The organism is Nocardia sp. NPDC058705 (genome assembly GCF_042749305.1).
Classification (GTDB): Bacteria; Actinomycetota; Actinomycetes; order Mycobacteriales; family Mycobacteriaceae; genus Nocardia.
Map to the genome: position 1 here is coordinate 21,311 of NZ_JBHYRN010000014.1, position 21,864 is coordinate 43,174.

The 21,864-nt window shown below is 66.4% G+C and carries 23 protein-coding genes; 12 read left to right on the top strand and 11 right to left on the bottom strand.

The features are described from left to right. Positions 1-65: 65 nt before the first annotated feature. Positions 66-2,027, bottom strand: a complete 1,962-nt coding sequence (htpG, locus tag ACFW6D_RS17635; RefSeq protein ID WP_379329338.1) for a molecular chaperone HtpG — start codon at positions 2,025-2,027, stop codon at positions 66-68. 13 nt (positions 2,028-2,040) lie between these two features. Then, complete coding sequence (locus tag ACFW6D_RS17640; protein ID WP_379329555.1) at positions 2,041-3,690, bottom strand: TM0106 family RecB-like putative nuclease; 1,650 nt, start codon at positions 3,688-3,690, stop codon at positions 2,041-2,043. Between the two features lie 299 nt (positions 3,691-3,989). On the opposite strand from ACFW6D_RS17640, the gene ACFW6D_RS17645 reads away from it, so the two are divergent. The 8 genes from ACFW6D_RS17645 to rraA all read left to right on the top strand — a co-directional run bounded on the left by ACFW6D_RS17645 (position 3,990) and on the right by rraA (position 9,005). Then, positions 3,990-4,661 (top strand): DUF6474 family protein, encoded by a 672-nt coding sequence (locus ACFW6D_RS17645; RefSeq protein ID WP_379329340.1) that lies wholly within the window; start codon positions 3,990-3,992, stop codon positions 4,659-4,661. A 7-nt stretch (positions 4,662-4,668) separates the two neighbouring features. After that, on the top strand, positions 4,669-5,304 hold the full coding sequence (locus ACFW6D_RS17650; protein WP_379329342.1) for a hypothetical protein: 636 nt from the start codon (positions 4,669-4,671) through the stop codon (positions 5,302-5,304). Positions 5,305-5,345: 41 nt separating this feature from the next. Continuing rightward, positions 5,346-5,999 (top strand): YcnI family protein, encoded by a 654-nt coding sequence (locus ACFW6D_RS17655; protein WP_379329557.1) that lies wholly within the window; start codon positions 5,346-5,348, stop codon positions 5,997-5,999. Beyond that, positions 5,999-6,616, top strand: a complete 618-nt coding sequence (locus ACFW6D_RS17660; RefSeq protein ID WP_379329343.1) for a copper resistance protein CopC — start codon at positions 5,999-6,001, stop codon at positions 6,614-6,616. Before ACFW6D_RS17655 ends, ACFW6D_RS17660 begins: the two co-directional genes overlap by 1 nt. Positions 6,617-6,622: 6 nt before the next feature. Further along, a complete protein-coding gene (locus ACFW6D_RS17665) occupies positions 6,623-7,561 on the top strand; it encodes a copper resistance D family protein (protein ID WP_379329344.1) in 939 nt (312 codons plus the stop codon). A gap of 65 nt (positions 7,562-7,626) precedes the next feature. After that, entirely contained in the window at positions 7,627-8,088 is a 462-nt protein-coding gene (locus ACFW6D_RS17670; RefSeq protein WP_379329345.1) for an SRPBCC family protein, read from the top strand. 1 nt (position 8,089) lies between these two features. Continuing rightward, positions 8,090-8,470, top strand: a complete 381-nt coding sequence (locus tag ACFW6D_RS17675) for a DUF5313 family protein (RefSeq protein ID WP_379329346.1) — start codon at positions 8,090-8,092, stop codon at positions 8,468-8,470. A 46-nt stretch (positions 8,471-8,516) separates the two neighbouring features. Beyond that, complete coding sequence (rraA, locus tag ACFW6D_RS17680; RefSeq protein WP_379329347.1) at positions 8,517-9,005, top strand: ribonuclease E activity regulator RraA; 489 nt, start codon at positions 8,517-8,519, stop codon at positions 9,003-9,005. A 412-nt stretch (positions 9,006-9,417) separates the two neighbouring features. Here the strand turns inward: rraA and ACFW6D_RS17685 are convergent, their stop codons facing one another. Further along, complete coding sequence (locus ACFW6D_RS17685) at positions 9,418-9,639, bottom strand: RNA-binding S4 domain-containing protein (protein ID WP_379329349.1); 222 nt, start codon at positions 9,637-9,639, stop codon at positions 9,418-9,420. A 142-nt stretch (positions 9,640-9,781) separates the two neighbouring features. Here ACFW6D_RS17685 and lysX point away from each other — a divergent pair, with 142 nt between their 5' ends. From lysX to ACFW6D_RS17705, 4 genes are all read left to right on the top strand, one after another. Beyond that, the gene (lysX, locus tag ACFW6D_RS17690) at positions 9,782-13,057 is read left to right on the top strand and encodes a bifunctional lysylphosphatidylglycerol synthetase/lysine--tRNA ligase LysX (RefSeq protein ID WP_379329559.1); all 3,276 of its coding nucleotides are present in this window, start codon (positions 9,782-9,784) and stop codon (positions 13,055-13,057) included. A 164-nt stretch (positions 13,058-13,221) separates the two neighbouring features. Further along, the gene (locus ACFW6D_RS17695; RefSeq protein ID WP_379329351.1) at positions 13,222-13,539 is read left to right on the top strand and encodes a hypothetical protein; all 318 of its coding nucleotides are present in this window, start codon (positions 13,222-13,224) and stop codon (positions 13,537-13,539) included. Positions 13,540-13,574: 35 nt separating this feature from the next. After that, positions 13,575-14,261: a hypothetical protein gene (locus ACFW6D_RS17700; RefSeq protein ID WP_379329353.1), complete on the top strand. Its 687-nt coding sequence runs from the start codon at positions 13,575-13,577 to the stop codon at positions 14,259-14,261. 29 nt (positions 14,262-14,290) lie between these two features. Continuing rightward, positions 14,291-14,911, top strand: a complete 621-nt coding sequence (locus ACFW6D_RS17705; protein WP_379329355.1) for a histidine phosphatase family protein — start codon at positions 14,291-14,293, stop codon at positions 14,909-14,911. Between the two features lie 387 nt (positions 14,912-15,298). Here the strand turns inward: ACFW6D_RS17705 and ACFW6D_RS17710 are convergent, their stop codons facing one another. The 8 genes from ACFW6D_RS17710 to ACFW6D_RS17745 all read right to left on the bottom strand — a co-directional run bounded on the left by ACFW6D_RS17710 (position 15,299) and on the right by ACFW6D_RS17745 (position 21,749). Next, positions 15,299-16,198 (bottom strand): cutinase family protein, encoded by a 900-nt coding sequence (locus ACFW6D_RS17710; RefSeq protein ID WP_379329357.1) that lies wholly within the window; start codon positions 16,196-16,198, stop codon positions 15,299-15,301. Between the two features lie 265 nt (positions 16,199-16,463). Further along, complete coding sequence (locus tag ACFW6D_RS17715; RefSeq protein WP_379237406.1) at positions 16,464-16,835, bottom strand: hypothetical protein; 372 nt, start codon at positions 16,833-16,835, stop codon at positions 16,464-16,466. 10 nt (positions 16,836-16,845) lie between these two features. After that, on the bottom strand, positions 16,846-17,307 hold the full coding sequence (locus tag ACFW6D_RS17720) for a roadblock/LC7 domain-containing protein (protein ID WP_379329359.1): 462 nt from the start codon (positions 17,305-17,307) through the stop codon (positions 16,846-16,848). Beyond that, positions 17,304-18,224: a hypothetical protein gene (locus ACFW6D_RS17725; protein WP_379329361.1), complete on the bottom strand. Its 921-nt coding sequence runs from the start codon at positions 18,222-18,224 to the stop codon at positions 17,304-17,306. The genes ACFW6D_RS17720 and ACFW6D_RS17725 overlap by 4 nt, the downstream gene beginning before the upstream one ends. Further along, positions 18,221-18,568, bottom strand: coding sequence for a hypothetical protein (locus ACFW6D_RS17730; RefSeq protein ID WP_379329363.1), 348 nt, complete (start codon positions 18,566-18,568; stop codon positions 18,221-18,223). Before ACFW6D_RS17730 ends, ACFW6D_RS17725 begins: the two co-directional genes overlap by 4 nt. A gap of 340 nt (positions 18,569-18,908) precedes the next feature. Next, entirely contained in the window at positions 18,909-19,535 is a 627-nt protein-coding gene (locus tag ACFW6D_RS17735) for a tetratricopeptide repeat protein (protein ID WP_379329365.1), read from the bottom strand. Between the two features lie 240 nt (positions 19,536-19,775). After that, the gene (locus tag ACFW6D_RS17740) at positions 19,776-21,290 is read right to left on the bottom strand and encodes an Abi family protein (protein ID WP_379329367.1); all 1,515 of its coding nucleotides are present in this window, start codon (positions 21,288-21,290) and stop codon (positions 19,776-19,778) included. 51 nt (positions 21,291-21,341) lie between these two features. Then, positions 21,342-21,749: a hypothetical protein gene (locus ACFW6D_RS17745; protein WP_379329369.1), complete on the bottom strand. Its 408-nt coding sequence runs from the start codon at positions 21,747-21,749 to the stop codon at positions 21,342-21,344. Positions 21,750-21,864: the final 115 nt, after the last annotated feature.

The following is a 21,864-nucleotide window of genomic DNA, read 5'->3' on the forward strand; positions in this document are numbered from 1 at the left end:
ATTGCTGGTGAACAAAACTGCCCGCTGCCGGGGATCGGCAGCAGGCAGTTTTCGGATGGGCTATCTCAGACCGTGCGGGTCAGCCGCTCGGTGAGCAACTGGGCGAACCGCGCCGGGTCCTTCAGTTCGCCGCCCTCGGCGAGAACCGCTGTGCCGTAGAGGAGTTCGGCGGTTTCGGCGAGTTCGGGGACCTTGCCCTCGTCGGCGTCGGACTTGCGGGCGTCGTAGGCGTCGCGCAGGCCGGTGACCAGCGGGTGGGTGGGGTTGAGCTCGAGGATGCGCTTGGACTCGGGCATCGCCTGGCCCGAGGCGCGGTACATGCGCTCGAGCATGGGGGTGAAGTCGTAGACGTCGCCGACCAGGCAGGCCGGTGAGGTGGTGAGGCGGTTGGTGAGGCGGACTTCCTTGGCCACGTCGGTGAGCGTGGTGCCGAGCCAGGTGAGGAGTTCGCCGAAGTCCTTGTCCTGCTGTTCACGCAGGGCTTCGGTTTCCTTCTTCTCGTCCTCGGTTTCGAGGTCGACCTCGCCCTTGGCGATGGACTGGAACTTCTTGCCACCGAACTCCGGGACCGAGCCCACCCACATCTCGTCGACGGGGTCGGTGAGGATCAGGACCTCGCGACCCTTGGCCGTGAAGGCTTCCAGGTGCGGCGAATTCTCCACCTGCGCACGGCTTTCGCCGGTCATGTAGTAGATCGAGTCCTGGCCGTCCTTCATTCGCTCCACGTACTGGGCGAGCGTGGTGAGCTCGGATTCGGAGTGGGTGGAGGAGAAAGACGAGACGGTGAGCAGGGTTTCGCGGTTGTCGGTGTCGGAGAGCAAGCCCTCCTTGAGGACTCGGCCGAACTGCGACCAGAACGTCTGGTACTTGGTCTGATCTTCGGCGGACTGCATGTCCTTGACCGTGGACAGCACCTTCTTGACCAGGCGCTTGCGGATCATCTGGATCTGGCGGTCCTGCTGCAGGATCTCGCGCGAGACATTGAGCGAAAGGTCCTGGGCGTCAACGACTCCCTTGACGAACCGCAGGTACTCCGGCATGAGTTCTTCGCAGTTGTCCATGATGAACACCCGACGCACGTAGAGCTGCACGCCGCGCTTGTGCTCGCGGGTGAACAGGTCGAACGGTGCGATCGACGGAATGAACAGCAGCGCTTGGTATTCGAAGGTGCCTTCGGCCTTCATCGGGATGATCTCGAGCGGCTCGTCCCAGGCGTGCGAGACGTGGTGGTAGAACTCCTTGTACTCCTCGTCGCTCACCTCGCTGCGCGGGCGCGTCCACAAGGCCTTCTGCGAGTTGAGGATCTGGTCCTCGACGAGGGTCTTCTCGACCTTGTCCTCGCCTTCGCCCTCGGTCACGGTGCGCTCGACCTGCATGCGGATCGGCCAGGCGATGAAGTCGGAGTACTTGCGGACGATCTCGCGCAGCTTCCATTCCTGCGTGTAATCGAACAGGTGGTCGTCTTCGTCGGCGGGCTTGAGTTCGAGGGTCACCGAGGTGCCCTGTGGTGCGTCGGCGACGGTGTCGATGGAGTAGGTGGAGCTGCCCGCGGCGGCTTCCCAGCGGGTGCCTTCGGTCTCGCCCGCCTTGCGGGTGGTGAGGACGACCTTGTCGGCGACCATGAAGGTGGAGTAGAAACCGATGCCGAACTGGCCGATCAGTTCCTCGGCGGCGGCCTCGGACTTGGCCTCGGTGAGTTTGCGGCGCAGGTCGGCGGTGCCGGATTTGGCGAGGGTGCCGATCAGGTCGATCACTTCGGCGCGGGACATGCCGATGCCGTTGTCGCGCACGGTCAGGACGCGCTTGTCCTGGTCGACCTCCAGCTCGATGTGCAGGTCTGACGTGTCGGCGCCCAGGTCTTTGTCCTGGTAGGCGGCAAGTTTGAGCTTGTCCAGTGCGTCGGAAGCGTTCGAGATCAGCTCCCGCAGGAAGGTGTCTTTGTTGGAGTAGACCGAGTGGATCATCAGCTCGAGGAGCTGGTGGGTCTCGGCCTGGAACTCGAGGGTTTCGACGTGCTGCTCAGTCACACCCCCGATGTTATTACCGTCCGAAATCTGCCAGTGAGGGAACCTCGACAACTGCCCGCGTCGACATCCAATCCCGCAGCACCTGGGTGGCCCGGACGTCGTCTTCGTTGTAGACGAACAGGCGGGTGCGCTGGGACAGGTCGACGGCGTCGTCGTAGCCGACGGCACGCCGGTACCAGCCCATCGACGCCTCGCCGCCCGCTTCCGGATCACGCCAGCCGAAGCCCGCCACGGGGGCGATCTTCTTGAGGCCCTTGCCGTTCGGGCAGATGAACTGCTCGGTGACGGCCTGAAACATGTCGACCCATTCCTTCGAATCGACGAAGGCACGGACTTCTTCGTGGGTGGGGACACCGGGGCGGCCTGCGAACCGGCGGGCCGATTCGTAGAGCCACTTGTCCTCGGCGGTCCGCGAATAGCAGTAGGCGGCAAAAGTTTTGCCCGAGGCATGGGCTTCGGCGCGCCGGTCCATCAGCCAGGTCCAGAACTCGCCGAAGGAGCGGCCCTCGTCTTCGGTGGGCAGCGGGTCCCAGGTGACGAAGGGGCGGTAGACGCCGTCGAGCAGGGTGCCCCACAGGTAGGCGCCGTCTTCCTGGTAACTCTCCAGGTCGACGTCGATTTCCACATCGGCGCGGCGCACGCTGACCTGCTCGAATCGACGCACCAGCGGCGCACCGTCGATCCAGGCGCGGGCGGTGACGACGGTTTCGGCGAACGGGCCGTGCTGCCAGTCGTCGGGATCGTCGCCTTCCCACGCGGCCAGTTCGTCGACGGTCTCGATCCCGTGGAGACGCAGCACATCCGCCCGCGAACCCGGCGCGACCAGGCTCACATCCCGCATCTGCGCCAGCGTCGCCTCACAGCTGGGCTCGGCAGTGTCGGACTGCTGCGCTCCCGAGGACCCTGCGTGGTCACGCTCCGCTTCCGCCTCCGGGCCCGCCGGTCGCTGCGCACCGGGTCCGCGCACCCACCACGGGCACTGCCTGCACTCGGGCACCTTCGACGGTTGCGTCGGCAGTTCGCCACGCACCACCGCGATGCGGTCGGCGTAGCGCTGGTCGTAATCGGCGAGCACATTGGTGAGATCGTGGACCAAGATGCGGTCGGCGACCAGGCCGATCGCACCGCCGATCAGGGCGGGACTGGCCATGCCGTAGCGCTGCAACATGCGGTACAGATGCGCGAGACGCTGCTGGTCGCGCGGCTGGGGGCGCAGTTTCACGGTCTTGTCGCGGCTGGGCTGCCAGCGGAACAGGTTCGAGGTGAGCGGGTGGAAATCGGCCGGGTCGGGCCTGCGCGGGTCGGTGACCTTGTGGTTGACCACGATGATCGGGATGTAGCCGCCGCGGTCTTCGTCGCGCAGCAGGATCTCGACGCCGCCGCGGCGGCCGGTGTCGGTTTCCTGGGGCAGCAGCCCACCCCAGATGCGGGCGGCACCCGACTCGATGGCCGCCATCGTGGCCGCGGCCTTGGCGCCACCACGCAGTTCCGGGTCGATCACCACCCAGTCGGCGGGGGCGGCCGCGACCAGTTCGTCGCGGATCTTGGTGCGATGGGCGGTGGCCGCGTCGCGACGCTGCTGCACGCCCGGATCCTCGCGCACCTCGGCGAGCACACCCGGATTCTCGGCGTCGAGACGAAGGCGATGGCGGCACCCGATCAGCGAGCGGGCGTCAAGGAAGGCGGTGCGAGTGCCCCCGCGATCGGCGCTGGGCCCCCCACCTTCGGCGCTGAGCCCCCCGCCTTCGGCGCCGCGAACGGGCGCAGCGGAAGCGGGGACCGGGCTATGCACCGGCCCGCCGTCGAAGTTGTCCTCGGCTGCACGCACGCAAGCAGTATGGGCCTTACCCCCGACACAATGCCCAATCGCTACCCTGATCGCACTAGGCTACGAACAACGGCAGGCCGCGCGGAGGCGGTACTGCCGCATGACTTGGCGAGCATGACGGAGGGCCTGATCCCATGGGTTTGTTCAGCAAGCGGAAGCGGCGTCCGAGCCGGCGCGCTGAGGCGAAAGCACTCAAGCACAAAGCCGCGGTCGAGGCGAAGCTGAGCGCCAAGAACGAGCGCAAAGCGGCCAAGGCGGGCGAGCGGGTGAACCGGCGCACGGCCAAGGCGCAGGCCCGCACGGCCGACAAGGTGGCCAAGGCGCAGATCGCGACCCTGCAGGCCGAGGAGAAGGCCGCACAGAAGGCCGCGGCCAAGGCCGATCGCGAACTGTTCAGCGCGAGCCAGATCCGCAAGTACATCGGGGTGGCCCGGGTGCTGATCCCGGTGCTCGCCCCGCTGGCCTATCGCGGCGCGACGCTGGTGCGCGGGCAGCTCGACGCGCGCAAGGCGCAGCAGCTCGGTATCGGCATGGATCAGCTGAGCGAGTTCAGCGGGCACGGTGCGCGGCTGCAGGCCCGCATCACCAATACCGAGGAGGCGCTCGACAAGATCGCCGCCGACTCCGCCGACTCCGACACCAAGAAGTTCGTCGAGGCGGCTCGTTCGCGGCTGACCGATCTGAATGTGGCGGTGAAGACGTCCGAGCAGATGCCTGCCGCGCGTCGCAAGGCTGTGCACGCGTCGATCTCGGCCGAGCTGACCGTGCTCGAGAACGACGCGCTCGCCCGCCTGGGCGTTCGCTGAACCTGACGTGACCACGCCGCAGCCCACCTCCCGCTTGCGCGGTGGTGGCTGCGGCGTCCTCGTTGGCGGACTGGCCGTCGCCGCGCACGGAATCGGCGGGGGCGGGGCTCCGCGGTCGGCGGAAATTGCGCTGCTGCTGCTGGTTTCGCTGACCGCGGGCATATTCGCCGACGGCCGATCATCGAACTGTGCCGGGCGGCAACGGTATTCACCGCTGTTTCGGCGCGCGGCGGCCCGCGATACCGATTCGGCCGAAACCGTGTGGTCACGGGCGGGTCGGTGCGGTGACGTGCGGTGGTCGGGACCGAGCGCCTCGATCGTTCGCACGGCCTCGGCCCTGCTCGGTGGCCAGTGGGCCGGTCACTTCGCGCTGTCGGCGACACTCGACCATCACGGTTCGCCACTGCATCTGCCGAGCGTGACGATGACCGCCGCGCACTGCATCGCGGCGTTTGTCTGTGCCGCACTGATTCTCGGTGCCGAGCGGCTGTATCTCGTTGTGTCGAGCGTGATTCGGGCTGTGCTGAGCAACCCTTCTGCTCGGGTGCGCCGTGGAGCTCGCTGGGTTGCCACCGTCGCTGTCGTTCGCGGCGCGCGTCCGAAGGGTGCGCGATGTCCGCGCGCACCGCCACTGTTCGCCTGACTCACGACGACATCGAAACTCTTCGGACGACAAGGCAATTCATGCACAACTTCATCACTCGCAGTACCGGCGCCACCGCTCTCGCGGCCGGGCTGGTGATCGCCGCTTGCGGTTCGGCGGCCGCGCACGTCAGCGTCGAGGCGCCGGGCGCCGCGCAGGGCAAGTACACCGTCGCCACCTTCAAGGTGCCGACCGAGTCCGACACCGCGTCCACCACCGCGCTGCGCGTCAGTGTGCCGAACCTGAAAAGTGTTCGGACCGAACCGATGCCGGGCTGGACGTCGGCTGTCGAACGCAATGACAAGGGCGAATCGGTCGCCGTCGTGTGGACCGCCGCGCCGGGTAATCCAGGGGTCGGGCCGGGGCAGTTCCAGCGGTTCGTGCTCTCGATCGGGCCGCTGCCCACCCAGGACACCGTGAATTTCCCTGCGCAGCAGACCTATAGCGACGGCAAGGTCGTGGCCTGGGATCAGCCGAGCACCGGCGGTGCGGAGCCGGAACACCCGGCACCCTCGCTCACGCTGACCGCCACGGGTGGTGCCGACGGCGGCGATCACCACGTCGCCTCGGGCGAATCCGCCGAGGACGGGACCGACAACGTCGCCCGCTGGATGGGTGGGATCGGCCTCGCTCTCGGGCTGTTCGCCGCAGCGCTCGGCCTCGGCCTCGTCTTCCGCTCGCGGAAGTCCTCGTGATGCCGGCGGATCGCCGTCGTCGCCAGGTCCGAGGCACGCAGAGCTCCGGGCCGCTGGACCGGTTCGCCGAGCGCACGTCGAGGCGGCGCGCACCCGCACGCCTGTTCATCGCCCTGTTCGCCGTGCTCTTCGCCTGCGCCTTCGCGGCGGCGGGCACGGCGAGCGCGCATTCCGGTGCGGTGAGCAGCGTCCCCGAGAACGGCTCGACCATCGAGGTCGGACCCGCGCGGGCCAGCGTCACCTTCAACGAGGAACTGCAGCAGAACTTTCCGTCGCTGACCGTGGTCGGGCCGGACGGCAAGCTGTGGTCCAAGGGCAAGGCAGTCGTCGAAGGGCGAAGTGTCAGTGTGGAAGTGGGTGAGCTGGGGCCGGTCGGTGAGTACACGATCGCGTTCCGGGTCACCTCGGCCGATGGTCATCCCGTCAGCGGGACAAGGACTTTCACGCTGAACAAGGCAGGCACCGGCACGCCGGGAGCCCGCCCGGGTGAGGACTCCGCCGACGACAGCGGCGACGGCGGTGTGCCCGTGTGGGTGTTCATCGCCGGTGGCGTGGTGCTGTTCGGTGCGGGTCTCGCGGTGGCGTTGCTCGGCGGCCGGTCCGGTCGCAAGAAGTAGTCGACGATGACGACCGGTCGCCGGGTGCCCGGTGCTGCGCGTGAGCAGTGGCGAGTCCTGGCGCCGGTCGTCATCGCGGCGCTGGCCGGAGTGGTGCTGGCCTTGATGTTGCGCCATGGCTTCGCGGCGGTGGCGTTCGCGCGGGTGCTCGCCGACGGTGCGGGCGCGGTGGTGATCGGGCTGGCCGCGCTGGGGCGCCTCAACGTTCGGCTCACCGTCGGCTGGCGACCACTGGCCGTCGTCGCGGGCGTCTGGTTCGCCGCCGAGTTCACGGTGCTCGTGTGCGAGGCGGCCGATATCGTCGGCGTCTCCGTGAATCGGCTCGACGCGAGCGATTTCCTCACCTTCCTCGGCAGGCTCAGCGGCGGCCAGATCGGCATCGCGATCCTGTTCTGCACCGGCGCGATCGCCTGCTACGCGGCCATGGCCTTTCGCCGCCCCGACACCGCGTCGGCCGATCTGGTCCTGGTGTTCGCCGCGGTGGCGCTGTCGCTGCGCCCGATCACCGGTCACATGTCCCAGCAGATGCTCGGTTCGATCCTGGCCGCGATCCACGCGCTGGCCGCCGCCTGCTGGTTCGGCCTGCTCCTCGCGATGGCAACGACCCTGCGCACCCGCGGCGAATGGGCCGCGACCCTGCCCCGCTTCTCCACCGTCGCCGCTCCCCTGGTCGGCCTCGTCGCCCTCACCGGCCTGATCAACGGCTTGGTCCGGCTCGACAGCGTCACCGACCTGTTCACCACCGACTACGGAAGAATCCTGCTGGCCAAGTTCACCATCCTGTGCGCCCTCGTCGCCCTCGGCTGGTGGTGGCGCCGAACCTGGGTCCGCAAGGCCGCCGACCACCGCGTCACCGCCGAGACCTCCCTGCGCAACGCGACAATCGAAGTGCTGGCGATGGCGGTGGCATTCGGCCTGGCAGCGACCCTGGCGGTCACCGCTTAGTCACCTCGGTCACGTTCGGTGTCGAGCGCTATTTCAGACATTCGGCACCGATTACAGTGATCGACATGACCGAAGTGAGGATTGTTGAAGAGGGCGCTGCGTCCGCCGAGGCAGCGTTCGCGTTCATCAACGACTACCGCAATCTGCCGAAATTCTGGTACGGCATCGAGTCCTTCACCCCGGTCACCGCGCAGACCGACGGTGTGGGCGCGAAGTTCGACGGGAAGATGAAACTGGGCCCCGCGTCGCTGACCTCGCGCATCGAGGTCGTCGCCTGGGAAGAGGGCCGGTTGATCGCCACCAAATCGATCAAGGGCATCGAGGTCGTCTCGACCTTCAAGTTCATTCCCCAGGGTGACGACAGGTGCACCGTCGACGCGCTCATCGACTTCTCCGTCGGTAGCGGGATCACCGGCAAGATGCTGGCCAAGACGATCGAGCCGTTCGTGAAGATCGCGGTGAAGTACACCACCGACTCGCTCATCCGCGAGATCGAGAAGTCCTACCGCGAACAGCAGCAGGCCTGACATGAGCCAGCGCAGCACCCCGACGCTCCCCCAGCGCATCGGCTACATCTGCGGCCGCACGCTGCCGCCGTCGATGCGCGACTGGGTGCTGCGCGACCTCACCGGCCCCGGCGCCACCCGGCGTTATCTGCTGCGCATTCTGGTGCCGATCCTGCCGCTGCTGGCGATCTTCCTGCTGGTACCGGGCCCGCTGTGGATGGGGCTGTCGATGATGGCCCTGCTGTATCTGCCGCTGATCTACTTCACCGTCGCGCTCACCTATGTGTTCCGCCGCAACCGGCTGCTGCGCCACGACCTCGACCCCGCCCTCGCCGACGCGGGCGCACGGGCAAGGGAACAGGTCCAGCGCACTGCCTACGAACACCGCCACGGCCGCGGCTGAGAGCCTACGAATGGCGCGCACCGGCGAGCCTGACACAATCTGCAGCATGACCGAATCAGCGAATGTTGTGGCCACCGCCGATCTGGCCGACGAGATCGGCCCCGAGATCCGTAGCTGCGATACGCAGTTCATCCAGTTCGGCGGCCGCGCCGAATTCGCGGGCCGGATCACCACGATCCGCTGCTTCCAGGACAACCTGCTGGTCAAGCAGACCCTGAGCACGCCGGGCGAGGGCAAGGTACTCGTCGTCGACGGTGGCGCGAGCGTGCACACCGCCCTGGTCGGCGACATCATCGCGGGCCGTGGCGTGGACAACGGCTGGGCCGGTGTGATCGTCAACGGCGCCGTGCGCGACTCCGCGATCCTGCGCACCCTCGACATCGGCGTGAAGGCGCTGGGCACCAACCCGCGCAAGAGCACGCAAACCGGCAGCGGCGAACAGGACGTGCCCGTCGAATTCGGCGGCATCACCTTCACCCCCGGCGAAATGCTCTACAGCGACTCCGACGGAGTAGTAGTCCGCGCGGAAGACTGAAACCCCAAGCCGACCATAACCACACTCCCAGCCCCGCACACCCGACCCTTAGGGAGGGTCCGCCGCGCAGCGGCGGTAGCGGCCCGGCCGCGAGTTAGCCGCCGTTGCGCATGCGCGAAGCGCGAGCAACGGACTGCCCGAAGCGGGTCCAGGGGCGCCCACCTCGCGGCCCCACAGGGGCCGCGCTCGAGCGCGCCAGCGCTCCAACAAACACAGCCCCAAACCTCAGGGACTACCCAAACCCCGAAGCTCTGCCACACATCCCGCCCACGGCTACCAAATCCCCGAAGCTCTGCCAGACAACCTGCCCGCAGCTACCAAACCCTCCGGGGCTCTGCCAGACAACCCACCCACGGCCACCAAACCCGAAGTCTGACCCGACCAACCCGAGACCACCAACCGCCGTTGTCTCCTACCCCCCAGACACCCGCGCCTTGTTCCCCGCAAGCAGCACCACATCCCCGATCTCCAACTGCCGCCCCCGCCGCAGCTCCACTTCATCGTTGACCCGCACCAACCCCTGCGCGATCACCATCTTGGCCTCGGAACCCGAATCGATCAGGTTGGCCAGTTTCAGGAATTGCCCGAGCCGGATGACAACGTCATCGATCGGCACATCAACTGGTTCCGACATGCGCTAATACTTACTCCACCGCGCGAAACCGGTCGCAACCGGCCCCGGCCGTGACGAACACGCCGCAGCCGCCCCGACCCGGTTCCGGCCCGGATGGACGCACACTGGATCGGTGACTCCCACGCAGGCCGAGCAGCACCCCATCGTCGAGGACCGCACGCCGGTGCCCCATCGCGCACACGGCCGGTTGTCCGAGGTACCGCACATCGCCGGATTGATCCTCGGTGTGTTCGCGGTGCTGCTGTGCCTGTGGAGTCTTTCGCCCAGCCTGCGGCATGTGACGCAGGTGCCGCGCCACTATGTGGACACCTATTATTTCGACGCTCCCGACACCAGCCTCGTGTGGGCATTGGTCGTCGGATTGCTGGCGGGAGCGACCGCGGCTCGCAAGCGGATCGCCTGGTGGCTGCTTGTGGTGTATCTGCTGCTGTACGCGGTGGCGAACATCCTCGACTTCTTCGCCGACGACGATGTTGACGCGCTGGTCGCCTTCATCGTGCACGTGGTGGTGATCGGGATCCTGCTGGCCGCGCGCAAGGAGTTCTACACCCGGGTTCGGCCCGGGGCGCTGTGGAAAGCGCTGGGCGTACTGGTGTCCGGGCTCGCGCTGGGCTGTCTGCTCGGCTGGGGGTTGGTGGAACTGTTCCCCGGTTCGCTGCCGGCGGGCGTGCAGCGGCCGCTGTGGGCGGTGTATCGGGTCACCGCGGCTGTGCTGGTGAACAACGAGCACTTCGACGGGCGTCCGCACGCATGGGTGAACTTCCTGCTCGGGCTGTTCGGCGCGATCGCGTTGCTGGCCGCGGTGATCGTGCTGCTGCGTTCGCAACGCGCCGACAACGCGATGACCGGCCTGGACGAGTCGGCCGTTCGCGGCTTGCTGGCGAGCAGCGATGTGGAGGACTCGCTCGGCTACTTCGCGACCCGGCGCGACAAGGCGGTGGTGTTCGCGCCGAACGGCAAGGCCGCGATCACCTATCGCGTCGAGTTGGGTGTGTGTCTGGCCAGCGGCGATCCGATCGGCTCGAAACAGGCGTGGCCGCAGGCCATTCGGGCGTGGTTGGAGCTGGCCGACAAGTTCGGCTGGCAGCCCGCGGTGATGGGCGCGAGCGAACTCGGCGCAGGCGCGTACCGCAAAGCGGGGCTGTCGGCGCTGCGTTTGGGCGACGAGGCGATCCTCGACACCCGCACGTTCTCCCTCGCGGGCCCGGAGATGAAACCGGTCCGCCAGGCCGCGAACCGCTTGCGCAAGAACGGCTTCGACGTGCGGGTACGCAGACACCGCGACATCCCCGCCACCGAATTCGCCGACATCGTGGCCCGTGCGGACGCCTGGCGCGACACCGAGACCGAGCGCGGCTTCTCGATGGCACTTGGCCGCCTCGGCGACCCGCTCGACGGAGACTGCCTGCTGGTCGAAGCCGTGGATCACGACGACCGCGTGCACGGCATGCTCTCGCTCGTCCCGTGGGGCCGCACCGGCGTCTCGCTGGAACTGATGCGCCGCGACCCGCAGAGCCCGAACGGCGTGATGGAGCTGATGATCTCGCAGCTCGCCCTGAACTCCGACCAGTACGGCGTGACCAAGGTGTCGCTGAACTTCGCGGTGTTCCGCTCGGTGTTCGAGGAGGGCGGCCGGATCGGCGCCGGACCGATCCTGCGGGCCTGGCGCGGGGTGCTGCTGTTCTTCTCGCGCTGGTGGCAGCTCGAGGCGCTGTACCGGTCGAACGTGAAGTACCACCCGCGCTGGGTGCCGCGATTCTTCCTGTTCGAGGAACGCAGGCAGCTGCCCCGGGTGGCCACGGCCAGCGGGCTGGCCGAGGGTTTCCTGCCGCGTCTGGGCAAGGCGCCCGACCCGGCCGTGCACACCGGCACGAAGTCGGCCGTCCCCGCGACGGTCACCGGTCTGCACGCCGACGGCAGCCCGCCCGACGCCGCGGAGGGCACCGAGGAGGACCAGGGTCCGCGCAGGCCCGAGCAGGTGCGAGTACGCCTGGACAAACTCGACCGGCTCGCCGCGACCGGCGTCGACGCCTACCCCGTCGCCTATCCCCCGACCCACACCATCGCCGAGGCACGCCGCTGCCCTAAAGGCACCACGGTGCGAATCGCGGGCAGGCTCTTGCGGATTCGCGACTACGGCGGCGTGATCTTCGCGGTGGTGCGCGACTGGACCGGCGAGATCCAGCTGGTGATCGACCGTGAACGGGTCGGCGCCGACCGCAGCAACGAGTTCACCGAATTCTTCGACCTCGGCGACCTCATCGAGGTGAGCGGGCAGCTCGGCAACAGCCGCAACGGTGAGCTGTCGCTGCTCGCGCAGGACTGGCGGATGAACGGCAAGTGTCTGCACCCGCTGCCCGACAAGTGGCGTGGGCTGGCCGATGCCGAAGCCAAGGTCCGGCAGCGCTATGTGGACATGGCGATCAACCCGGAGACCCGCGAGGTGATGGCCAAGCGCAGCGCGGTACTGCATTCGCTGCGCGACTCGCTCTACGCGTGGGGTTTCCTCGAGGTGGAGACGCCGATCCTGCAGCAGGTCCACGGCGGCGCCAACGCCACCCCGTTCCGCACCCACATCAACGCCTACGACCTCGACCTGTACCTGCGCATCGCCCCCGAGCTGTACCTGAAACGACTGTGCGTCGGCGGCATGGAGAAGGTGTTCGAGATCGGCCGGACCTTCCGCAACGAGGGCGTCGACTCCAGCCACAATCCCGAGTTCACGATCCTGGAAGCCTACGAGGCGCACAGTGATTACCTGCAGATGATGCACCTGTGCCGTCGGCTGATCCAGCACGCGGCGATGGAGGCCAACGGCGCCGAGGTGGCGTTGCGTCCCACCGAGGACGGCTTCGAAACCGTCGACATCTCCGGTGAGTGGCGGGTGAAGACCGTGCACGGCGCGGTCTCGGAGGCGATCGGCACCGAGATCACCGCGCGCACCGAACTGACCCGGCTGCGCGAACTGTGCGACGCGGCGGGCGTGACCTACCAACACGGTTGGGACGCAGGCCAAGTGGTGCTGGAAATGTATGAGCACCTGGTGGAATCGCAGACCACCTACCCCACCTTCTACCTCGACTTCCCCACCTCGGTCTCCCCGCTCACCCGCTCGCACCGCAGCATCGAGGGCGTGGCCGAACGGTGGGATCTGGTGGCCTGGGGCGTCGAATTGGGTACTGCCTACAGCGAACTCACCGATCCGGTGGAGCAGCGGCGCAGGCTCACCGAACAGTCGATGCTCGCCGCGGGTGGCGACCCGGAGGCGATGGAACTCGACGAGGACTTCCTGACCGCGCTCGAACACGCGATGCCGCCGACCGGCGGGCTCGGCATGGGCGTCGACCGGGTGGTCATGTTGATCACCGGACGCAGCATCCGCGAGACACTGCCGTTCCCGTTGGTGAAACCGCGCTGAATTCGGGTACCGCTGTAAACGGGTCGCGACAAGTTCGCGATCAACAACTGCTCTGTGTGGCGCTCGCGAGGCTTTCGAACCGAAAGCTCCGGCGAGACGGTTACTCTCGGAGTTCCGGCACCGGGAGGATGTCGGGCCACCAACACCTATCGGGATGGGATTACATGTATCTGGACTTGCTGACCACGGCCGCCCTCGTCGATCCGCACCTGCTCACCAGCAGTTTCGACGTCCTGGCGAGTTCGGACGCTGTCAACACCGCAACCGAACTCGCGGCGAAGAAGAAAAAGAAGAACAGCAGTTTCCTGATCATCGGCGGCATCTGCTGCCTGGTCATCGTGGTGCTCATCGTCGGCGGCATCTACCTGCTCAAGAACAAGAAGAAGGACGACCAGCCGCCGCACAACGGTGGCCAGCCGCCGTTCAACGGCCCGCAGGGTGGACAGCCGCCCTACGGCCAGCCGCCTTACGGCCAGTCCTGACCTGAGCGGAGGACTCGCGGCGATACCCTCGGTCGATGACGAGGCAGCCCCGCGAGTCCTCGAACGAACACCTGTTCGCCAAGGGGCTCTCGGCGACCGGACTTGCCGTGCTGTTCCTGCTGCTGCGGCTGTTCGCGGTCACCGACTACGACTGGAACTCCGCGTTCTCGATCGCGGGCACGATCGGCGTCGACGACGTCGTGGCCATGGTGGTCGGCACGATGATGGCGAGCCCCGTGCTCGGCGGTGTCGCCCTCGCCCTGCTGCTGCCGACGGCAGTGATCCATCAGCTCCGGCTCGGCAGACCGAGCTGGACCAACGCGGGCAACCTGACCTGGTTGATGACGGTCAGCCTGTTCACCGTGGCGCTGCTGTGGACGTATCGGCTGTGGTGGGTGCTCGGTGCCGCCGCGCTGATCGGGCTGATCCTGTACGTGCTGTTCCGGCTCGGCCGTCGAGATCCCGAGGGGGCCAGTTTCGAGCACTGGTTCCTACGCAGTTCCGCGGTGATCGTCACCTGCGCCGCGATGACACTGGCCGCGATCGTCCAGGACCCCTGGGTATCGCTGGAACACATTCAGACGAAGAACGGCCTGATCGAGGGGTACGTGATGGAGAATCCGCCCGGCTTCCTGAAGGTGCTCACCGAGGCCGACCGCGAGATCATCATCGTCGACACCGCCGACATCACCGGCCGCGAGGAGATCGACCCCGAGCCGTAGTTTCCGGCGAATAGGGCAGAGTGTTGGACGTGCAGCTGATACTCGTGCGTCACGCCCAACCCGAACGCGTAGTCGGCGAGTCCACCGCCGCCGACCCCGGCCTCACCGACATCGGCCGAAGCCAAGCCGACCGCGTGCCCGCCGCGCTGGCCGCACACGACATCAGCCGCATCGTCAGCAGCCCCCAACGCCGCGCCCGCGACACCGCCCTCCCCACCGCGACCGCCCGCGACCTCCCGATCGACATCATCGACGACCTAGCCGAGTACGACCGCGACCTCCCCGCCTACATCCCCATCGAGGACGCGAAAACCGACTTCGCCCAGGCCTACGCCCGCATCAAGGCAGGCCACTTCCCCCTGGAAATCGACGGCCCCGCCTTCACCCAGCGAGTACTGACCGCCATCGAAACCCTGGTCGCCACAACAACTCCCACCGACACCGTCGTAGCCTTCGCCCACGGCGGCGTGATCAACGTCCTCCTCGCCGACATCCTCGGCCTACCCCGCCCCCTCACCTTCCCCATCGACTACTGCTCGATAACCCGAATCCTCTACTCCCGCAAGGGACCCCGCACAGCAGCCACCATCAACGAAAACGCCCACGTCTGGAACCTGCTCCCCCGAGCCATGTCCCGAACAACCCCCTGATTCCACCACAACCACACACCCGAATCCCCCACCCTCCGCACCACCAATCACAGCGCACACCCCAGTTCCACCATGACCGCACCCCAACCACACGGTGCACCCCAGATCCGCCATGACCGCACTCTCAGCCCCCACGCCCGACCCCTAGGGAGGGCCGCCGCGAAGCGGCGTAGCGGCCCGGCCGCGAGTTAGCGCTCCAACAAACACAGCCCCCAACCCCCCGGAACCACTCAAACCCCGAAGCTCTGCCAGACAACCGCCCGGGTACAACCCAAACCCCGAAGCCCTGCCGCACCAACCCGCTCACGAACGACCCAAACCCCCACAGTTCTGCGACACAAAGAAGCCCGGCACCGCCAGAGCGGTACCGGGCTCTCAACGAAAACCTCAGGCCTGCTGAGCGATCCAGTTGTGCATCCAGGTGATGGCAGTCTGACCGCCACCCACGGAGTAACTGCCGTACAAAGTGTGAGCCTGGGACCGGTAGAACTCCTCCAGATCCTTGGCCCGCTTCTGATTCGCAGCGTCGGTCAACTGCGCCCCCAGCGTCGGGATACCACCGAACGACATCAGGTCGTTCACAATCGCCCCAGCCTCGAGCTGGTAGCGCCACATGTTGGCCGGATTAGCATCCGAACTCTGCGCGAGGAACCCCGCGAACCGCGTCACGAAATCGTCGGTGGCAGTGGCGCAGTACAGATCGTCGACCGCACAGATCGTCCGCGTGCGGTCACTGAGCCACCCGAATCCACCCGGCCGAGCGCCACCGGCACCCGCGCCCTGGGCGTGCGGACCGACCTGGATATCGGTCGGCGAGCGGCGAGGATCGGAGATGAGGCCGACGGCGGCGACCCGGTCCTGCGGGATCGGGCTGATGCCGGTGCCGATCTCGGCGGCCAGATCGCCCGCGGCGTCGGCACCCTGGCTGTAGCCGACGATCGCGGCCTTGGTGTTGCCACAGGAGGCCAGCTTGGCGCTGATCAGTCCGCGGGCGGCGTCGATCGCCTGCTTCTTGGAGTTGCCGTAAACGTCGCCCTCCCAGGGGAACGCGGTGGCGGCATAGGTGACGTAGTCGACGTCGGTGTTGCTCGGTAGGCCCCTGGTGACGCCGGCGAGCATGCCGGGGCCCGGGGTCTTCTCGTGGCCGGTTTCCCAGGTGCCGGGAATGGCCACCACATACAGACTCGGGCAGGCGGGCGCCGCATTCGCGCTCGTGCTGCCGACAACAATTCCGGACATCATCGCCGCGGACGCTCCCAGAGCTGCGACAACCTTCTTCAACTGCATACCGCTCCAGTCCAACCTTGCTCGTCGCTGAACGAGCAAACCCCGATAACTGACGTTGTGGCCCCAGACCTCGCCGCGAATCACAATAGGCGTACGGACCTCGCCGTGCCACATGACGCTGTGATCTTGTGACTCGACGCACCGACATTGTCTCGTGCCATAGCGAACAGCACGGGTCGAACTGTTGTCTCAGCGTTCATTTCGCCGCGCAGTGACGGAAATATCGGCGGCCGAACCGCACCGCCGACACCCCCCACCGGCGAACTCACACCTCCAGGTCTTCTTCGATGCCCTTGAGCTTGTGCCGCGCCAGCGCCAGATTCGCCCGGCCGCGATCGAGCGCGAGGTAGAGGAACAGCCCCTTGGACTTGCGACCCGTCATCGGGCGGATCACGTGGTACTGCCCGCCCAGGGTGATGAGCATGTCCTCGATCTCCTCGTTGAGGCCGAGCTGCTCGATGGTACGCATCTTCGCCCGCACCACCTCGGTGTTGCCCGCCGCGGCGACCTGCAGGTCGAGTGCCTTGCTGCTGCTGAGCATTCCGAGCGCCATGCCACTGCTGTAGTCGACGATCGCGGCGCCGATCGCGCCGTCGATCACCATCATGTCCTTGAGTGCCAGATCCATATTCGACATGTTGTGCCTTTCATTCGTTGTGCGCCGCGGCCAGATGGCCTGCGATGGCGCGAGCTACCGGTCGCGACTCCAGGTGGAGCCGCCCGACATTGCAATCCGGCCCGGCGAGCACGGTCAGCGAGGTGTAGCCGGCGGCGTAGATCACCACCTGCCCCTCGGTGCCGTGCACGACGACCTCGCTGAACCCGCCACCGTGCGCGGTGTTGGCCAGCCGATACGACAGCGACAACTGCGCCGCCGACAGCGCGGCCATCCCGGCGGGTTCGATATGCGCGGGGAGGTCGTGCTCGATCAGCAGTCCGTCGCTGGACGCCACGAGCGAGCCGGTGAGCTGCGGTAGCCGCTCGCGCAACGACTGCAGCTCGGCCTGTACCTGCGGATAGTGCTGCGGTTCCCTTGGTTCGGGCGCCGTCATCGCCACTTTGGTCAACCTTCCCCTCCAATCACCGAGCAGTTTCTTCCGCACGGTCACGCAAGCTCCTCCAACGCCGCCCTGAGCCGGATGAGTGTTTCGCGGTCGACCTGCTGCCAGCGCTCGGGTTCGTAAGCGCCGGCATGGGTGCCGCGGTAGTGGGCGGTCGCGGTCGCTTCCTCGTCGATCGCGTGCCTGCCCGGTCGATCGCCGGTGCCCCGGTGCGGGATCCCGGCCGGTCCCGCGCTGCCGGACGGGATCCGTCGCGGCAGTACGGGCACGTGTGTGAGTGTCGCAGCGGGTTCGGGTGCCAAGGCGAGATGCCTGCCCGGCCGCTGCACGGGTTCGGCCACTGGTTCCGGCGGCTCGATCAGCCCGGCCGCGGTGAGGTCGCGCACGGCGACGAGGCAGCCGTAGGTGGTGCGGCCGAGGTCGCGGGCGATGTCGGCGATGCTGCGGCGGGTGTCGGCGGCAGCGAGGATCTCGGCCTGACTTCCGGTGAGTACCACCTGGTTTCGCTTGATCCGGCGCGCCGGGACCACCGGCACCATCGTCACGAGGTCGGCGGTCCACGGGCCGTGGTCGTTGTCGGTGCGGCGTTCGCATTCGTGAACAAGCGCGCGCGGGGCGATATGGCAGACCGGAGCCAGCCAATGTTCGGGCGCCGGACGGAATTCCGGCTCCGCCGCCGAAGCCAGCAAAAAGTAGGCAGCATCGAAAACCGACAGCAGTGCAAGGGTTTCCAGTTGCGGTTCGTCCAGCAGCGGACCGGGGTCGCCCGCGCCCGCGCGTCGCCAATCCTCCGCCGTTGCTACACCCGCCTCGACCACCAATCTGTCGAGTCCGATGGTGCGCCCGCAACCGACCGACGCGATAGCGCCGCGGACCAGATGGAATTCGCCGTCACCGGCCCGCAATACTCCCGTCGAACCTTCCGCACCGAGTCTGTGCAATTCATCGGCGAGCGCGACGCTCATCGATCCCCGCCCGTCAACTCTTCCAAAGCGGACCTGAGTTGATAGCGCGCCATGCCGAGATTGCCGGTGCCGCCGTCGAAGAAGACGTGTACGAACAGCCGGCCGTCGAAATCGCCGTCGACCAGGTGTAAGAGGTGAAATCCGCTGGTCCGGCACACCACGATCTCGGTGAGGTCGTCGTCGGCGCTACCCAGCGCCGCGCATCCGAGCACGGCCCGCACCACATCGGTGGTCCCGGCGGCGTCCTCGTGCTCGTCGACGCCTTGACGTTCCCCGGTACCGGCTACCGCCAAGCCGCTCGCGCCGTCCACCAGCGTCACACTGCGGGCCCCGGGGATATCCATGATGCGCTTCAAACACCCATCAAGAGAATTCACCGAGCCCCCCGTACCGCATCGACTATCGATCGAAACGAGACGTTATACCCCCGAGCTATTCTCCGCATGTCGAACGCCGGAAATTAGCTGTCGCACAATATGTTTGCTGATGGTTGCTGGTAAACCGCTCGGTATCAATACTTTTCAGTAACCAGCACTGCGATTCGCTGCTGCCAGCTATAACCGGTGATCACTGCGTGATTGCACCGTTCAGCGATTACCGGGCGAACTTTAGATTCGGTTTCTTCGCAAGCATCGCTGAATCGATCGCATGGGAGTTCCCATCGATGGGTACGCAATAGTGCGATCAGCCCGCCGCGCGGCGGTACCAGGTCTGCGCTTCGCGGTGCGCGCCTTGGGATTCCAGGAGCGCGGCGAGATTGGCCATGGCGCGGGGGTGGCCGAGGTCGGCGGCGCGGCGGAAGCAGCGGCGGGCCTCGGTGGTGGCGCCGCGGCGGCGCAGCAGGATGCCGAGATTGTTGACGGCGTCGATGTCGCCGTGGTCGGCGGCTTCGCCGTACCAGGCCTCGGCGTCGTCGAGGCGGTTCATGTCCTCGAACAGGCGCGCGAGGTTGTACATGGCGTCGACATGGCCCGCCATCGCGGCGTGGTGGTACCAGGTTTCGGCATCACGGCGGTCACCGCACTGGTAGAGCATGGTGGCCAGGTTGAACATGGCGTTGGCGTTGCCCGCGGCCGCCGCACGGCGGTACCAGGATTCGGCCTCGTCGAGTTCACCGAACTGATCCAGCAGCACGGCGAGGTTGTTCATCGAGCGCGTGTGCCCGGCCGCGGCAGCGCGCCGGAACCAGTGCTCGGCTGCCTCGAAATCGCTGTGGTCATGGTAGAAGTGGGCAAGATTGTGCATGGCGGTACCGTCACCGCGCTCGGCGGCCCGGCGAAGGTTCGCCAGCGTTTCCGGTGGCAACGGCACAGCTCCCCCTCGGATCTTCCCGTACACCTCTACACGGAAAGTCTATGTGCTGCAGGGGAGATCAGCCATGTCCTTTGCACGGGTACCGAACCCGTTGCAGCCCTTCTCCGTTCACCCCCCTACGCACATTCCCCGCAAACCCGCAGGTATCCGGTAGCGCGTGTGGATTCGGGGCCGCAAAGGCCACGTGTGGGGGGAATGACAAAAAATGACGCCCGCAGGCTCGATGAGCGCGCAAGATCAGGGCTGGGGAAGCTCGTCGACCCTCATCCGACGAGTCCCGGCTTCGTCATCCACTGTGATGGTGGCCGCGAGCAGTCGTACGCGGTCCCCGGAAGAACCCAACAGCGTCATCGGCACCGCGCCGTCGACACCCGGATTGGCGTTGATCCACCAGCGCGCCGCATCCCACGGACGCTTTTCCGCCTCCAGCGCTGAATTGATTCGGCCTACCTCCGGGTGGAGGCCACCCGGATCGGTGTCGAACTGAAAGGTGGGGAACCGGCGCGACTTGCCGACCGGCAACCCCAGCAGTTGGTTGCGCGACCGCAAGAATCGCACGGCGCTCGACCTACGTTTCGCCTCACTGCTGACGTCGAGGCATATGCCTGCCGCGGCGGTACCGACACATTCGAAGTGCCGCAACACTTCCCGATGCTCGGGATCGACAGGATCCGCAGGCGGAAGATAGCCCGCCGCCCAGATTCCCTCGTTCTGCCACCCGCTGGGGAACCCCATCTGCCCGACCGGCAAGCCGAGATCGGCGAATTCTCCAGTCACCAAATCGATCACCCGCGACCGCCACGTCGAAGCCGTGTCGATGCGCGCAGTCAGGAACGCGAGCAGTGCCAAAGACGCGTAAACCCTGGACTTGGGACGGGGACCTGAGGCGTGGATGAGTTCAGGAGCGGTGTCCAGGCGACCGAGTTGAACCGCGATGTTCCGATTCCACAGCCTGCCGTGATGGGCGCACACATTGCGGATGTAGTTGAGGTTCGACATCCAACTCGCCAGTGCCGCACCATCACCATCGCAGTCGGGATCGAAGATTCCGAACGTCTCGGCGATCAGACTCCTGTGTCGCGGTTTCAGCCCACCGATCAGCGTAACCAGGCTGCCAAAGGTCAGGAGCTCGGTAACTACCCAAATCGGCAGTGGCATACCATATTTGGCCTTGAAGTGGGCGACGAAGTCCTCCTTCGACCGATCCGCTTCCGATGTAACCTTTGACAACCATTTCGCATGCTCGCTATTGAGCCAATGCGGCCCGCTGGCAAGCGGACGGTCTCCATCGAAGCGGGTGAATGCGGGGTCGAGCGCAACGGGATCGAGGTGCGCGAACGCACCGCCCGCACCGACGACATATCCCAATCGCATGCGCAACGCGACCTCGACCCGCTCGATCCCGTCCAAGACGAGCAATCGCAGCATCCGATCGAACTCGTACAGTTCGACCACCTTTTCGAGCGATGCCCCGGGGACGAAGTTGTCGCTGCGTCGAGGACAGTTACATGTGGTCGCACATGGCACAGCGTGCTCGCGGAAGGTGTAGCAGTACCCGCTGAGCCGGTAGTAGCCGATCGCGAGCAACTGTGCGGTCGCGGCGGCTTCGTCATTGATCGTCATCCCCCGGTGGCGGAGTAGAGCGACCTGCTCCGGCAAGGTCTTGTACGGCTTGGCGTAGCTGGTTACAAGCGGTTGCGTGCCGATCTCAGGTCCCCCTGCTAGTATCGAACTACATGGCCGATCGTCCACTCCCGCACCAGGGAGGGACGGTCGGTTCTTTCGTGTCCAGGCATCGTCGGCCTAGAGGTTTGACCGCAGTTCACGCAAACTCTTGCCCGACCGAACGTGAATCCAGTTGTGCCAACCGTCGATATCGGTTCCGACCAAGCCCTTCAGCGCAGGCGAGGGTGCGCTGTAGACACCGTTCACCGTTCTGATCGAACCACCTTCGGTCACCTCACCGACAAGCACTTGTCCCTTACGGACCCGCTCATGCCGCAACTGATCTCCGACGTCGATCAACCCGGCATCGACAAGCGTCGATAACCGACCGACACGCGGGACCGCCTCCGGCACTGGGTCGGTCACCCTCGGAGGCTTCTCGACCAGCAGGATTCGCCGCAACACGTCATTGGGCAGTTCGAACCCCTGACGAAGTCGCGCAAGGGCCTGATAGACCTCTTCATCAACGCCGATTTCATGATCCATTGCAACCACCTCCAGACATCACTGTAGCACACTAAGCCCGCACGAACTGGAAGTCTGTAAGATAATCTCCGTAATCTTTGCATGCTTCGGGGGTTGATTGCCGATCTTCGTGCCC

Bases quoted from the DNA above. Each gene is read 5' to 3' on its own strand.
- ACFW6D_RS17645 (WP_379329340.1), top strand. From the start codon at position 3,990: ATGGGTTTGTTCAGCAAGCGGAAGCGGCGTCCGAGCCGGCGCGCTGAG.
- ACFW6D_RS17655 (WP_379329557.1), top strand. From the start codon at position 5,346: ATGCACAACTTCATCACTCGCAGTACCGGCGCCACCGCTCTCGCGGCC.
- ACFW6D_RS17660 (WP_379329343.1), top strand. From the start codon at position 5,999: ATGCCGGCGGATCGCCGTCGTCGCCAGGTCCGAGGCACGCAGAGCTCC.
- ACFW6D_RS17665 (WP_379329344.1), top strand. From the start codon at position 6,623: ATGACGACCGGTCGCCGGGTGCCCGGTGCTGCGCGTGAGCAGTGGCGA.
- ACFW6D_RS17670 (WP_379329345.1), top strand. From the start codon at position 7,627: ATGACCGAAGTGAGGATTGTTGAAGAGGGCGCTGCGTCCGCCGAGGCA.
- ACFW6D_RS17675 (WP_379329346.1), top strand. From the start codon at position 8,090: ATGAGCCAGCGCAGCACCCCGACGCTCCCCCAGCGCATCGGCTACATC.
- rraA (WP_379329347.1), top strand. From the start codon at position 8,517: ATGACCGAATCAGCGAATGTTGTGGCCACCGCCGATCTGGCCGACGAG.
- ACFW6D_RS17685 (WP_379329349.1), bottom strand. From the start codon at position 9,639: ATGTCGGAACCAGTTGATGTGCCGATCGATGACGTTGTCATCCGGCTC.
- ACFW6D_RS17695 (WP_379329351.1), top strand. From the start codon at position 13,222: ATGTATCTGGACTTGCTGACCACGGCCGCCCTCGTCGATCCGCACCTG.
- ACFW6D_RS17700 (WP_379329353.1), top strand. From the start codon at position 13,575: ATGACGAGGCAGCCCCGCGAGTCCTCGAACGAACACCTGTTCGCCAAG.
- ACFW6D_RS17710 (WP_379329357.1), bottom strand. From the start codon at position 16,198: ATGCAGTTGAAGAAGGTTGTCGCAGCTCTGGGAGCGTCCGCGGCGATG.
- ACFW6D_RS17715 (WP_379237406.1), bottom strand. From the start codon at position 16,835: ATGTCGAATATGGATCTGGCACTCAAGGACATGATGGTGATCGACGGC.
- ACFW6D_RS17725 (WP_379329361.1), bottom strand. From the start codon at position 18,224: ATGAGCGTCGCGCTCGCCGATGAATTGCACAGACTCGGTGCGGAAGGT.
- ACFW6D_RS17730 (WP_379329363.1), bottom strand. From the start codon at position 18,568: ATGGATATCCCCGGGGCCCGCAGTGTGACGCTGGTGGACGGCGCGAGC.
- ACFW6D_RS17745 (WP_379329369.1), bottom strand. From the start codon at position 21,749: ATGGATCATGAAATCGGCGTTGATGAAGAGGTCTATCAGGCCCTTGCG.